Genomic DNA, 13501 nt, shown 5'->3' on the forward strand with positions numbered 1-13501 from the left:
CAAGGGTTGGGCTGTTCGCCCATTAAAGCGGTACGCGAGCTGGGTTCAGAACGTCGTGAGACAGTTCGGTCCCTATCCGTCGCGGGCGTAGGAAATTTGAGAGGAGCTGTCCTTAGTACGAGAGGACCGGGATGGACGCACCGCTGGTGTACCAGTTGTTCCGCCAGGAGCACAGCTGGGTAGCTATGTGCGGAAGGGATAAGCGCTGAAAGCATCTAAGCGTGAAGCCCCCCTCAAGATGAGATTTCCCATCGCGTCAAGCGAGTAAGATCCCTTGAAGATGACAAGGTAGATAGGTCTGAGGTGGAAGCGTGGCGACACGTGCAGCTGACGGATACTAATCGATCGAGGACTTAACTAAGCACATGAGAAAAGCGGAGAACGGTTCTTGACGTAGTCAAGAAAACATCTGAACTCCTGTTATCTAGTTTTGAAGGAATAATCCTTCATCATATTGCTCGGTGACGATGGCGGAGAGGTCACACCCGTTCCCATCCCGAACACGGAAGTTAAGCTCTCCAGCGCCGATGGTAGTTGGCGGGACACCGCCTGCGAGAGTAGGACGTTGCCGGGCAAAGAAAAGACCAAGACATTTAGTCTTGGTCTTTTTACTTTCGCTTTTGTTATACTCTCGCACCAAATGATCGTTTTCGAAGTATATTGTTATATGAAACTGGGAAAACTGTTAGCGGGAGGTGGAGAACAAATGTCTTATAAAGAAACTTGCATCGTATGTGATGGACAAAATAAAAAAGGGATTCATGTTTTTCATCATTTTATATGCATGGATTGTCATAACGATCTCATTCAAACGGAAACAAATGATGAAAAATACAAATTTTACGTTGATCGGCTGAAAAAAATAAGAGAGAATAAAATATATTCATAACAAAAGGCCCCTACTATGATTAGGGCCTGTTTTATTTTAATATAAATATATAAAAAACGTGAGCGAGGAAACGAATAAAGATGGACCAAACGAAAACACCTCTATATACACTTTTATGTGAACATACCTCGAGACAACCGATTTCATTTCACGTACCAGGGCATAAATATGGAGCTGTTTTTTATGAAGAGGCTCTTTCTACTTTTGTACCGTTGTTACATTTAGATGTAACGGAACTTTCGCATTTAGATGACTTGCATCATCCAACGGGAGCGATTGAAGAGGCGCAACAATTAGCGGCAAAACTGTATGGGGTTAAACAGACATACTTTTTAGTTAACGGTTCTACTTCTGGTAATTTAGCAATGATTACAGCTGTATGTGAAAAAAATAAAAAAGTTATTGTACAACGTAATTGCCATAAATCCATTTTACATGCGCTACATCTTGTTGGGGCAACACCGATTTTTATTTCCCCGGAATTTGATGAAGATGTTCGAGTGATGTCTTTTGTATCGTTTGAAACAATCTATAATACATTGCGTGAGCATTCGGATGCCGCTGCGCTCATTTTAACAAATCCAAACTATTATGGGATGTCTATTGATTTAACAAAAATTATTCAATTGGCCCATTCTTATCGCATGCCTGTTTTAGTGGACGAGGCACATGGAGCTCATTTTGTGCTCGGGGAACCTTTTCCAAAATCGGCTGTTGAGTGTGGGGCAGACATTGTTGTACAATCAGCCCATAAAACACTTCCAGCTATGACAATGGGTTCTTTTTTGCACTTTAATAGTGATCTTATAGATGAACGTACGTTAAGATACTTTTTGCAAGTTTTTCAAACAAGCAGCCCATCTTATCCAATTATGGCTTCGCTTGATTTGGCTCGCGCTTATGTTGCGCAACAGACACGTGAAACGATTAATGAAATGGTTGAGCAAATTCAATTATTTAAGCAACAGTTGCGAGGAATTGAGGCAATTCATGTTGTAGAATCACAGCATCCACTCGTTCGAACAGACTTGTTAAAGATTACGCTACAAACACGCAGTGCACATTCAGGTTATGAGTTGCAACAGCTATTAGAAAGAAACGAAATTTTCACAGAAATGGCTGATCCATATAACGTATTACTTGTTTATCCGCTTGCGAAAATCAAACAATTTCAAATGATTACAGAGCGAATAAAACGCGCGCTACAATCTATCGGAAGCGAACGACAAAACGAACATGTACAAATTCAATTACCAAAGCATTGTCAAGCTGTAAGTTATGAATGGATTAAAGGTAAGCAAACAAAACAAGTGCAGCTTTATGATGCAGTCGGACGTGTTTGTGCTCAAATGGTTGTCCCTTATCCACCTGGGATTCCTATTTTACTTATTGGAGAAATTGTGACAAAGCAACATATTGAGCTTATTCAATATTTGAAGCAAATGGGGGCATATTTTCAAACAGATATAAATGGGGATTATATCGAAGTTTTTGAGGAGGCTTAAGATGAACTACTTATTTTTTTCATTTGAAGGTCCCGAGGGAGCAGGGAAAACAACGATCGTTCGCATGTTAACTGATTACTTAACGAAGCAACATGTTGACGTTATTGCGACGCGTGAGCCAGGGGGAATTGATATTGCCGAGCAAATTCGTTCCGTCATTTTGCATCCTAATAATAATCGAATGGATGCACGAACAGAAGCTTTACTTTATGCAGCCGCAAGACGACAACATTTAGTTGAAAAAGTGATTCCTGCGTTGGAGGAAGGAAAAATCGTTCTTTGTGATCGCTTTATTGACAGTTCTCTCGCTTACCAAGGGGTCGCGCGTGGTTTAGGAATAGATGAGATATTGGCTATTAATGCGTTTGCGATTGAAAATTGGATGCCGACATTAACGATTTACTTTGATATTGATCCAGCGCTTGGGTTAGCGCGTATTCGCGAAAATGGATTAAGAGAAGTGAATCGACTTGATTTAGAGGAACTAGCGTTTCATGAGCGAGTGCGTGATGGATATATGATGTTATTAGATCGTTTTCCAAATCGCATAAAAAAAGTAGACGCTACTCAGTCGATAATCAAAGTATTTGAAGACGTACGGGCATTGATTGAGCCTTTTTTAAGAAAGTGAGAGGATCGTTATGTCATGGAAAGCGCTCGAAACAAATCAACCACATGTAGCGAAAATGATTGTCAACAGTATAAGAAAAGGAAGAGTGGCTCATGCCTATTTATTTGAAGGACAAAAGGGGACAGGGAAAAAAGAAGCGGCTCTTTTATTCGCTAAGCGTTTGTTTTGTTTAACAAATGTACATGATGAACCTTGCGAAACATGTGTAAATTGTCGGCGGATTCAATCTGGTAATCACCCAGACGTTCATCTTGTTGTTCCTGATGGAAACTCAATTAAAAAACAACAAATTGAGCAGCTGCAAGAGGAGTTTACAAAAACGGCTGTTGAATCGAATCGCAAGCTATACATCATTGAGCATGCTGATCAGATGACCGTTCAAGCAGCGAATAGTTTATTAAAATTTTTAGAGGAACCGTCAGCAAAAACGGTGGCCATTTTATTAACAGAGCAATTACATCGCATACTCCCAACGATTGTTTCACGTTGTCAAGTTATTTCTTTCCATACATTACCGACGGAACAAATATACGCTTATTTACAACAACAAGGTGTACCACGGGAGCTAGCCATATTAGCTGCCAGATTAACAAATAATGTGCAAGAAGCTTTTCAGTTAAGTCAAGATGATTGGTTTGCACAAGCACGAAAAATAGTGATACAATTATATGAAGCATTAAACAAGCAATATGTCCAAGCGTTGCTCGTTATTCAACAACATTGGCTTAGTCATTTTACAAATAAAGAACAAATGAGCATGGGGTTAGACTTATTATTATATTTATATAAAGATTTGTTATATGTGTTACTAGGAGAAGAACAACAAATTGCATACGATGATTGCATAAATGAATTTCGGCGGTCGCGTTTTCTTTATTCTGAAAAGCAAATTGCTCAACATATGAAGGCCATTTTACAAGCAAAAGCGCGGTTGCATACGAATATGAATCCGCAGCTTTTAATGGAACAGTTAGTATTGCAGTTGCGGGAGGGATCTGCATTTGTATGAAGTTGTAGGCGTTCGTTTTAAGAAAGCAGGAAAGATTTATTATTTTGATCCTGGAGATTTACCGATTTCAAACGGTGATTATGTCATTGTTGAAACCGTTCGCGGCATTGAATTTGGAAAGGTTGTTGTCGCTAAAAAACAAGTTGATGAAAAAGATATTGTTTTGCCATTGAAAAAAGTGATTCGCATGGCTGATCAAAAAGATAAGCTTATTGTAGAGGAAAATAAAAAGGCAGCCGAAGAAGCATACGACATTTGCTTAAAAAAAGTAGAAGAACACGGGCTGGAAATGAAGCTTGTCGATGTCGAGTATACATTCGACCGCAATAAAATCATTTTTTATTTTACGGCTGATGGACGAGTCGATTTTCGCGAGCTTGTTAAAGATTTAGCAGCTATTTTTCGCACAAGAATTGAGTTGAGACAAATTGGTGTACGTGATGAAGCGAAAATGTTAGGTGGTATCGGACCATGCGGACGCATGCTTTGTTGTTCGACGTTTTTAGGTGACTTTGATCCTGTTTCTATAAAAATGGCGAAAGATCAAAATTTATCATTAAATCCGACAAAAATATCAGGATTATGTGGTCGATTAATGTGTTGTTTAAAATATGAAAACGACGAATACGAAACAGCGAAAGAACAGTTGCCGGATTTAGGGGAAATGATCGAAACGCCTCTTGGACTAGGGAAAGTTGTTGGTTTGAACATTTTAGAACGAGTGTTACAAGTGGAGTTAGTCGAAAAAGATCGGGTCGTTGAGTATACGATTGACGAATTATTAAAGGAAAAAGTTCTTCCTACTCAAGCCACAGAGTGATGGGGTGGATGGCGCGTGAATAAAAAAGAGATTTTCCAATCTGTAACGAGCATCGAGGAACAAATTGCTCATTTATATAAACAGCTAGGTGAGTTGAAAAGCTATCTTGGAGAGTTAATTGAAGAAAATCATCGCCTCCAAGTTGAAAATGATCATTTGCGCAGACGGCTCGAACAGTTGTCTGAGCGAAAAGTCGAACAAGGCAAAAAACAAACGAAAGAAAAATTAGTTGATATTGGTGAAGGATACGACAACTTAGCTCGTCTGTACCAAGAAGGCTTTCACATTTGCAATGTACATTACGGAAGTTTACGGACCGATGGGGATTGTTTATTTTGTTTGTCATTTTTAAATAAAAAATAGCCTTTCTGACGAATGGTCTGGAAAGGCTATTTTGTCGTAGAAAGAGGGATTGTATATGTTGCGTGAGGATGAAAGACTCGATTATTTGCTAGCAGAAGATATGAAAATTATTCAAAGTCCATCCGTATTTGCTTTTTCACTTGACGCGGTGTTGTTGGCCAATTTTGTATACGTTCCGATTCAAAAAGGAAATTTAGTTGACTTATGTACAGGGAATGGAGTCATTCCACTATTGTTAAGCAAACGAACGAAAGGGAAAATGATTGGGGTAGAAATTCAAGAAAAAATTTATGATATGGCGAAACGAAGCGTACAATACAACAAATTAGAGGAGCAAATTGAAATCATTCACGGTGACATTAAAGATATGCCTGCTCATCTTGGGTATAGTAAGTTTGATGTTGTGACGTGCAATCCTCCGTATTTCCCAACACCAAACGAAGAAGAAATGAATAAAAATGAACATTTCGCGATTGCGCGCCATGAAATTTACTGCACGTTAGAAGATGTCATTCGCGTAAGCAGTCAATTGCTCAAACAAGGTGGAAAGGCCGCTTTCGTTCACCGCCCTGAGCGGTTGTTAGATATCGTTACGTTTATGCGACAATATCGTTTAGAACCGAAACGGTTGCGTTTTGTTTATCCAAAACAGGGAAAGGAAGCGAACACCATTTTAATTGAAGGAACGAAAGACGGCAATAAAGGGTTGAAAATATTACCTCCTCTCTTTGTATACGAACAAAATGGAGAGTATACGAGCGAGTTAAAACATATTTTATACGGGGAATGAGATGAGATGAACGAACAAAAAAGTTTTATTGAAGAAGATGAAAAAGGAATTTTGTACATCGTCCCGACGCCGATCGGCAATTTAGAAGACATCACGTTGCGTGCGATTGAAACGTTACGAACAGTAGATTTCATTGCGGCTGAAGATACACGGCAAACGAAGAAATTGCTTAATCATTTCGATATTCATACGCCGCTTGTTAGTTACCATGAACATAATAAACAATCGCGAGGAGAGCATATTATTGCTTCTCTATTACAAGGGAAACATATCGCTTTAGTGAGTGATGCTGGAACGCCAACGATTTCCGACCCAGGCCATGAGCTTGTAGTTGAAGCGTTACGTGCACAATGTAAAGTTGTTCCTCTTCCTGGTGCGAATGCGGCCATTACCGCGTTAACAGCCTCTGGATTACCGACAAATCATTTTTATTTTTATGGTTTTTTATCGCGGCATAAGAAAGAAAAGAAAAAAGAGCTGGAGCAATTAAAACATATAAAAGATACGCTTATTTTTTACGAAGCGCCGCATCGTCTTCAAGAAACGTTAACGGTCATGTATCATATATTTGGCAATCGACAAATGGCTGTGGCGCGCGAGCTAACGAAAAAATTTGAACAGTTTATTCGCGGAACGATAGAAGAAGTGATGCATTGGGCAGAACATCATGAAGTTCGCGGAGAGTTTTGTCTTCTTGTTGAAGGAAATCACATATATGATGAAGAACCGATATGGTGGAATGATTTAACTATTGTTGAACATGTAAATTATTATATAGAAGCGAAGCAATATACATCGAAAGAAGCGATTAAACAAGTAGCAAAAGATCGCCAATTACCGAAGCGGGATGTGTATGAGGCGTATCATAAGTAAAAAAAGTTTCTCTAGAAAAGTCTAGAGAAACTTTTTATTTTGATTGTTGAAGAAGGTTTTGAATTTCTTGTAATAACGTTTCTGCGCCTTCTTTGCTTAAAATGATTTTTCCATCTGCAAGCTTAAAGTTGTCGTCAGATACTTCCCCAGTTACTACGCAAGTCATGTTTGGTTTGTATTTTTTCAAAATGATACGCTCATCATCTACATAAATTTCTAATGCATCTTTTTCTGCAATACCTAATGTGCGGCGCAATTCGATTGGAATAACTACACGACCTAACTCATCGACTTTACGAACAATACCTGTTGATTTCATCTTTATTCTCCTCTCCTTTTTTCGTCAATATTCGACAAAATCTCTATGGATTTATCATAACAACTTTTCCATTAAGCGTCAATCCTTTTATATGCAACAATAAAAAAAAATGTATGATTTACATGTAGCTGCATATAAAATTCGACAAAATTATAGTCGAAATGACAAAATCCAAGTCATTTGACAACAGATGCATACACAGTTTTTAACTGCTTTTCAAGACGATACAAAACTTATTATAAATATTATTCGACAAAATTCAACACAAATTCGACAATTTTTTCGTTATTTTTTCGACAAAATTCGACAAAAATATGCGATTTATCGACAATCCCATGTCGAATAGTTGACAGCGCTCTTTATTTTTATGTATATTTTGGTGAGATAAGAGGAATAGATGTACTGATCAAGAATAAGAAATATGCGATCGCTCTCGTCCTTTGGGCGAGAGCGTTTCTACTAAACGTGCAACAAGGAGGGGTACAAGTGACAAAAAAGACGTTTTATATTACCACACCCATTTATTATCCGAGCGATAAATTACATATCGGCCATGCTTATACGACGGTAGCTGGCGATGCGATGGCAAGATATAAGCGGATGCGCGGCTATGATGTGATGTACTTAACAGGAACAGATGAACACGGCCAAAAAATTCAGCGAAAAGCAGAGGAAAAAGGGGTTACTCCACAGCAATATGTGGATGACATTGTTGCTGGAATTAAAGAACTTTGGAAAAAACTCGACATTTCTTATAACGATTTTATTCGTACGACAGAACAGCGCCATAAGCAAGTTGTTGAAAAAATTTTCGCCCGTCTTTTAGAACAAGGGGATATTTATTTAGACGAATATGAAGGATGGTATTGTACTCCGTGTGAATCGTTTTATACTGAGCGACAACTAGTTGAAGGCAATTGTCCAGACTGTGGACGTTCTGTAGAAAAAGTAAAAGAACAATCATATTTTTTCCGCATGAGCAAATATGTCGATCGCTTATTAGCGTTTTATGAAGAAAATCCGCAATTTATTCAGCCGGAATCGCGCAAAAATGAGATGATTAATAACTTTATTAAGCCGGGCTTAGAGGACTTAGCTGTGTCACGGACAACGTTTGATTGGGGCATTCCTGTTCCAGGCGATCCAAAGCACATCATTTATGTATGGATTGATGCGCTGTCAAACTATATTACTGCGTTAGGGTATGGAACAGAAAATGATGAAAAATATAAAACGTATTGGCCGGCAGATGTTCATCTTGTTGGGAAGGAAATTGTACGTTTCCATACGATTTACTGGCCAATTATGTTAATGGCTTTAGATCTTCCGCTTCCGAAAAAAGTGTTTGCGCACGGCTGGTTGCTCATGAAAGACGGAAAAATGTCGAAGTCGAAAGGAAATGTCGTTGATCCAGTTACGTTAATTGATCGGTATGGCTTAGATGCGTTACGTTATTATTTACTTCGTGAAGTGCCGTTTGGTTCAGACGGTGTGTTTACACCAGAAGGTTTTGTTGAGCGTATAAACTATGATTTAGCGAACGATTTAGGTAATTTGCTTAACCGGACGGTAGCGATGATTGAAAAATATTTTGCAGGCCGTATTCCTGCGTATAGTGGCACGCACACCCCGTTTGATGAACAGCTTGTACAAACGGCGTATGATACCGTTAAACAATATGAAGAAGCGATGGAACAAATGCAATTTTCACAAGCTTTAACAGCTGTTTGGCAGCTTATTAGCCGCACGAACAAATATATTGATGAAACGCAACCATGGGTATTGGCGAAGGACGAAGGAGCGCGTGAACAGTTAGCTTCCGTCATGTCGCACTTAGCGGAGTCTCTTCGATATGTAGCTGTTTTATTGCAACCGTTTTTAACAGCAACGCCAAAACGAATGTTTGCTCAACTTGGCATTCAAGATGAGCAATTAATGGGCTGGGACAGCTTACAAACGTTTGGTTCTTCACAACATGAGCGAATGGTTGAAAAAGGGACCCCACTGTTCCCACGTTTAGACGTTCAAGAAGAAGTGCAATATATTCAAGCACAAATGAAAGGGACGTCAGCAAACGTAGAAGAAAAGCAGGAACAAAATGAAGAGAAAAGCGAAGAAATTACGATTGATGATTTTATGAAAGTGGACTTGCGCGTCGCACAAGTAATTCATGCTGAGCCAATTCCAAAAGCGGATCGCTTGCTTAAATTGCAACTTGATTTAGGCTATGAAAAGCGACAAGTCGTATCAGGTATTGCAAAACATTACAAACCGGAAGATTTAATTGGGAAAAAAGTCATTTGCGTGACGAATTTAAAGCCTGTGAAATTGCGCGGAGAGCTGTCGCAAGGGATGATTTTAGCTGGGGAAAAAGATGGGGTATTGTCATTGGCGACAGTGGACGAATCGCTTCCAAACGGAGCTAAAGTGAAGTAAAGAGGTGTTGCAAAAACACCTCTTTGTTTCTATTTTGTAATGTAATTGTTATATAGCTGTGATTTATGTAACGGGATTGTGTGGTAAACTGAACATCGGAAGAAAAGAGGGGTTATATGTTATTTGATACACATGCACATTTAAATGCGACACAATTTAACGAAGATGTTGAACAAGTAATTGAACGAGCGCGTGCAGAAAGTGTGTCACATATTGTTGTTGTCGGCTTTGATCGACCAACTATTCAACGGGCAATGGAGTTAGCAGAGCAATATTCTTTTATTTACGCAGCTGTCGGATGGCACCCTGTCGATGCGATTCATATGACTGATGAAGATCTCATCATGATTGAGCGTTTGGCTGCGCATCCGAAAGTTGTCGCGCTCGGTGAAATGGGGCTTGACTATTATTGGGATCAATCACCGAAAGACGTACAAAAGGAAGTATTTCGAAAACAAATTCGTTTAGCGAAAAAAGTAAAGTTGCCGATTATTATACATAATCGCGATGCGACAGCCGATATTGTTGATATTTTACGAGAAGAGCGCGCTGAGGAAGTCGGAGGCGTGATGCATTGTTTTAGCGGAAGCATAGAAGTGGCGCGTCAATGTATGGATATGAATTTTTATATTTCGTTTGGCGGTCCTGTGACGTTTAAAAATGCCAAAAAACCGAAAGAAGTGGCGAAAGAAATTCCGCTTGATCGGTTGCTTATTGAAACGGACTGTCCGTATTTAACGCCACATCCGTTTCGAGGAAAACGGAATGAACCGAGCTACGTCAAATATATTGCCGAAGCGATCGCCGAATTAAAAGGTTTATCTTTTGGAGAAGTCGCCCAAAAAACGTCCGACAATGCGAAGCGATTATTCGGCATCATTTGATAGAGAATCGTGTCGATAATTAGGAAGACTTGTCTAAAGAAAAGATGAAACGAGATTGTTCTACAACTTTTTTTGCAAGCATACAATAAGCTTGTCGACAAGTCTTCCTTCCCTTATGAAAGAATATTTTGAATAATAGATAATAAGCTTCATAGAAAGGGAGGGTCGTCGCGATCATCTATCGGAAAAGGAGGCGTTTTTATTTTGATTACGTATGTAAAAAAATTATTGCAATCAACATCAAAAAAGAAAATTGCGCTTGCTACAGGAGGGTTTTTAGCCTTATCTAGCATGACGGGATATGCCAGCTATGAATGGACAAAAGAGACGGTGACGTTGTATGCAAACGGAAAAGAACAAAAAGTACGTACGCATGCAAATACGGTTGCTGAGCTACTAAAAGAACAAAATATTCAGTTAAAACAAGAAGATTTTATCTCTCCTTCCCCACAAACTAAAATTGTTGATCATTTAACGGTGAAATGGGAAGAAAGTAAGCCGATTGTATTAGTCGTTGATGGGGTAGAAAAGAGATTAAGGACGACGGCGAAAACGGTGAAGGATGTATTGCATATTCAGCAAATCCAGCTTCGTGATTATGACGAAATATCACCAAACGTTGACGAAAAAGTAAAAGACAACATGAAAATAGTGATAAGTAAAGCGTTTCCGATTACGGTAAATGACGGCGGCAAACAGCAGCAAGTTTGGTCTACTTCGACTACGGTCGCTGACTTTTTAGCTAAACAACATATTACATTGCGAAAGCTGGATCGCGTTCAACCAAAATTGAATGACATGATTCAACCAAACACGAAAATAAACATTGTTCGAGTTGAAAAAGTCACCGATGTAGTGGAAGAACCAGTCAATTATACTGTTGTGAAAAAGAAAGATGCACGATTGGAAAAAGGGAAACAAAAAGTGATTAGCGAGGGAGAGAAAGGGCTTGTCGCGAAGCAATATGAAGTGATTTTAGAAAATGGAAAAGAAGTGTCGCGCAAGCTTATTAAAACAGAGACAATTAAGCCGAGCAAAAGTCGCATTGTTGCCATCGGCACAAAACAAGCTCCGAGAATATTAGCTTCCCGTGGAAGCGGTGAGGTAGCTGAAGAGCTTTATGTGATTGCCACAGCATATACAGCGTATTGTGGTGGCTGTTCTGGAACGACTGCAACAGGTGTGAATTTACGTTCAAACCCAAACGCCAAGGTGATCGCTGTCGATCCGCGTGTCATTCCACTTGGAACAAAAGTATACGTTGAGGGGTATGGATATGCTGTTGCTGCAGATACAGGCGCGAATGTGAGAGGGTATAAAATCGACGTATTTTTCCCCGATAAATCGACGGCATATCGTTGGGGAACGAAACGTGTGAAAATTAAAATTTTAAAATAACTGCAGAGGATTTCACGATCCTCTGTTTTTTTCGTTATAATGGGTGAAGAACAGTTAACAGATGGAGGTTTTTATGAAAATTAAGGAAATTATCGTTGTCGAAGGACGCGACGATACAGTGGCGATTCGCCGTGCGGTAGATGCAGATACGATTGAAACGAACGGAGCAGCGATTAATGAGGAAACGATTGAGCGCATTCGTTTAGCCCAGCAACAGCGAGGGGTGATTATTTTTACCGATCCTGATTACCCAGGGGAAAAAATTCGCAAAACAATTGCTGAGCGTGTACCGGGATGTAAACACGCATTTTTAACGCGTGAGGAAGCGAGAGGAAAACACGGAAAAGGTCTCGGTGTTGAGCATGCTTCCATTGAAGCGATTCGCACAGCGCTTTTAAGTGTGTACGAAGAAATGATCGATCCGCAAGAGGAGATTCCATTTCAGCAGCTTGTCGATGCAGGATTAATCGGAGGCCCGCTAGCGCGCGCCCGACGTGAAAAGTTAGGTAAATTATTAAAAATCGGATATACAAACGGAAAACAACTGCATAAGCGGTTACAAATGTTTCAAATTTCAAAAGAACAGTTTGTGGAAGCGATGAAGCAAGTGGTGCAGGAGGAAGAACATGTATAAAGATATTGCTACACCGACTCGTACGAAAGAAATTTTAGCGAAATACGGCTTTTCGTTTAAAAAAAGCCTTGGACAAAATTTTTTAATTGAACCGAATATTTTACATCGTATTGTTGATTTTGCTGAGCTTTCTGAACGGACAGGTGTCATCGAGATTGGACCGGGAATCGGTGCGCTTACAGAACAATTAGCGCGCCGAGCAAAAAAAGTGATTGCGTTTGAAATTGACCAGCGGCTTCTTCCTATTTTAGCGGATACGCTCTCCCCGTATTCAAACGTATCCGTTATTCACCAAGATATTTTAAAAGCTGACGTTCAACAAGTGATATCGGAACAGTTAGCGGATGTAGAAGATATTATGGTTGTTGCCAACTTACCATATTACGTCACGACACCGATCATTATGAAGTTGTTAACGGATCGTTTACCTATTCGTGGAATGGTCGTTATGTTGCAAAAAGAAGTAGCAGAGCGCATGGCGGCAAAGCCAGGAACGAAAGACTACGGTTCCTTAACGATTGCAGTTCAATATTATACACACGCGGAAACGGTCATGAATGTGCCACGAACGGTATTTGTACCGAAGCCGAATGTGGACTCTGCAGTCATTCGTTTATTGAAGCGAGAACAACCTGCTGTTGCTGTGTCGAATGAAGATTTTTTCTTTACTGTTGTTCGTGCGAGTTTTGGACAGCGGCGGAAAACGATTTTAAACAATTTAATGAGTCACTTGCCAAACGGCAAACAGAAAAAAGAACAAATTGAAAAGGCGCTTGAGGGTGCCCGTATTGATCCGAAACGAAGAGGAGAAACGCTTACTATCGCTGAATTTGCTATTTTGAGCGAGCGACTATACGACTTTTTTTCACAGGAGGCTTAAAGCCTCTTTTTTTACACGTTCGATCCTTTCGTTGCATATGTTACAAACAAAACAAACGAAAGGGCGGGCG

14 protein-coding genes and 2 rRNA genes are annotated in these 13501 nt (G+C 39.7%); 15 read left to right on the forward strand and 1 reads right to left on the reverse strand.

The window, feature by feature from the left end:
• The 10 genes from JV16_RS11370 to rsmI form a co-directional block, all read left to right on the forward strand.
• A 23S ribosomal RNA gene (locus JV16_RS11370) occupies positions 1–361 on the forward strand; the annotation flags it as partial.
• A gap of 96 nt (positions 362–457) precedes the next feature.
• Positions 458–574 (forward strand): 5S ribosomal RNA (rrf, locus tag JV16_RS11375).
• Between the two features lie 132 nt (positions 575–706).
• Entirely contained in the window at positions 707–889 is a 183-nt protein-coding gene (locus tag JV16_RS16115; protein ID WP_042535906.1) for a sigma factor G inhibitor Gin, read from the forward strand.
• 80 nt (positions 890–969) lie between these two features.
• Complete coding sequence (locus tag JV16_RS11385; protein ID WP_021095958.1) at positions 970–2394, forward strand: aminotransferase class I/II-fold pyridoxal phosphate-dependent enzyme; 1425 nt, start codon at positions 970–972, stop codon at positions 2392–2394.
• Position 2395: 1 nt separating this feature from the next.
• Positions 2396–3025 carry a dTMP kinase gene (gene tmk, locus JV16_RS11390; protein WP_021095959.1) on the forward strand — a complete coding sequence of 210 codons (630 nt, stop codon included), beginning with the start codon at positions 2396–2398 and terminating at the stop codon, positions 3023–3025.
• A gap of 10 nt (positions 3026–3035) precedes the next feature.
• A complete protein-coding gene (holB, locus tag JV16_RS11395) occupies positions 3036–4034 on the forward strand; it encodes a DNA polymerase III subunit delta' (protein WP_021095960.1) in 999 nt (332 codons plus the stop codon).
• On the forward strand, positions 4027–4854 hold the full coding sequence (locus JV16_RS11400; protein WP_021095961.1) for a PSP1 domain-containing protein: 828 nt from the start codon (positions 4027–4029) through the stop codon (positions 4852–4854). The genes holB and JV16_RS11400 overlap by 8 nt, the downstream gene beginning before the upstream one ends.
• A gap of 15 nt (positions 4855–4869) precedes the next feature.
• Complete coding sequence (yabA, locus tag JV16_RS11405; RefSeq protein ID WP_021095962.1) at positions 4870–5217, forward strand: DNA replication initiation control protein YabA; 348 nt, start codon at positions 4870–4872, stop codon at positions 5215–5217.
• Positions 5218–5272: 55 nt separating this feature from the next.
• On the forward strand, positions 5273–6007 hold the full coding sequence (locus JV16_RS11410) for a tRNA1(Val) (adenine(37)-N6)-methyltransferase (RefSeq protein ID WP_021095963.1): 735 nt from the start codon (positions 5273–5275) through the stop codon (positions 6005–6007).
• 6 nt (positions 6008–6013) lie between these two features.
• Positions 6014–6880, forward strand: a complete 867-nt coding sequence (gene rsmI, locus JV16_RS11415) for a 16S rRNA (cytidine(1402)-2'-O)-methyltransferase (protein WP_021095964.1) — start codon at positions 6014–6016, stop codon at positions 6878–6880.
• 34 nt (positions 6881–6914) lie between these two features.
• Here the strand turns inward: rsmI and JV16_RS11420 are convergent, their stop codons facing one another.
• Complete coding sequence (locus tag JV16_RS11420) at positions 6915–7205, reverse strand: AbrB/MazE/SpoVT family DNA-binding domain-containing protein (protein ID WP_171335231.1); 291 nt, start codon at positions 7203–7205, stop codon at positions 6915–6917.
• Between the two features lie 480 nt (positions 7206–7685).
• Between JV16_RS11420 and metG the strand changes: the two genes are divergently transcribed.
• The 5 genes from metG to rsmA all read left to right on the forward strand — a co-directional run bounded on the left by metG (position 7686) and on the right by rsmA (position 13431).
• Entirely contained in the window at positions 7686–9635 is a 1950-nt protein-coding gene (metG, locus tag JV16_RS11425) for a methionine--tRNA ligase (RefSeq protein ID WP_042535908.1), read from the forward strand.
• 116 nt (positions 9636–9751) lie between these two features.
• Positions 9752–10519: a TatD family hydrolase gene (locus JV16_RS11430; protein WP_021095764.1), complete on the forward strand. Its 768-nt coding sequence runs from the start codon at positions 9752–9754 to the stop codon at positions 10517–10519.
• Between the two features lie 204 nt (positions 10520–10723).
• Positions 10724–11917: a G5 and 3D domain-containing protein gene (locus JV16_RS11435; protein WP_021095765.1), complete on the forward strand. Its 1194-nt coding sequence runs from the start codon at positions 10724–10726 to the stop codon at positions 11915–11917.
• Positions 11918–11978: 61 nt separating this feature from the next.
• The gene (gene rnmV, locus JV16_RS11440; protein WP_035063570.1) at positions 11979–12551 is read left to right on the forward strand and encodes a ribonuclease M5; all 573 of its coding nucleotides are present in this window, start codon (positions 11979–11981) and stop codon (positions 12549–12551) included.
• Positions 12544–13431, forward strand: coding sequence for a 16S rRNA (adenine(1518)-N(6)/adenine(1519)-N(6))-dimethyltransferase RsmA (gene rsmA, locus JV16_RS11445; protein ID WP_021095767.1), 888 nt, complete (start codon positions 12544–12546; stop codon positions 13429–13431). The genes rnmV and rsmA overlap by 8 nt, the downstream gene beginning before the upstream one ends.
• The last annotated feature ends 70 nt before the right edge of the window (positions 13432–13501 follow it).

Origin of the sequence: Anoxybacillus ayderensis, assembly GCF_000833605.1 — a bacterium.
GTDB lineage: Bacteria > Bacillota > Bacilli > Bacillales > Anoxybacillaceae > Anoxybacillus > Anoxybacillus ayderensis.

What these genes read in the sequence shown, in the direction of transcription:
- tmk (WP_021095959.1), top strand. Translation starts at nt 2,396, where the DNA reads ATGAACTACTTATTTTTTTCATTTGAAGGTCCCGAGGGAGCAGGGAAA.
- JV16_RS11430 (WP_021095764.1), top strand. Translation starts at nt 9,752, where the DNA reads ATGTTATTTGATACACATGCACATTTAAATGCGACACAATTTAACGAA.
- JV16_RS11385 (WP_021095958.1), top strand. Translation starts at nt 970, where the DNA reads ATGGACCAAACGAAAACACCTCTATATACACTTTTATGTGAACATACC.
- holB (WP_021095960.1), top strand. Translation starts at nt 3,036, where the DNA reads ATGTCATGGAAAGCGCTCGAAACAAATCAACCACATGTAGCGAAAATG.
- JV16_RS11410 (WP_021095963.1), top strand. Translation starts at nt 5,273, where the DNA reads ATGTTGCGTGAGGATGAAAGACTCGATTATTTGCTAGCAGAAGATATG.
- rsmI (WP_021095964.1), top strand. Translation starts at nt 6,014, where the DNA reads ATGAACGAACAAAAAAGTTTTATTGAAGAAGATGAAAAAGGAATTTTG.
- rnmV (WP_035063570.1), top strand. Translation starts at nt 11,979, where the DNA reads ATGGAGGTTTTTATGAAAATTAAGGAAATTATCGTTGTCGAAGGACGC.
- rsmA (WP_021095767.1), top strand. Translation starts at nt 12,544, where the DNA reads ATGTATAAAGATATTGCTACACCGACTCGTACGAAAGAAATTTTAGCG.
- JV16_RS16115 (WP_042535906.1), top strand. Translation starts at nt 707, where the DNA reads ATGTCTTATAAAGAAACTTGCATCGTATGTGATGGACAAAATAAAAAA.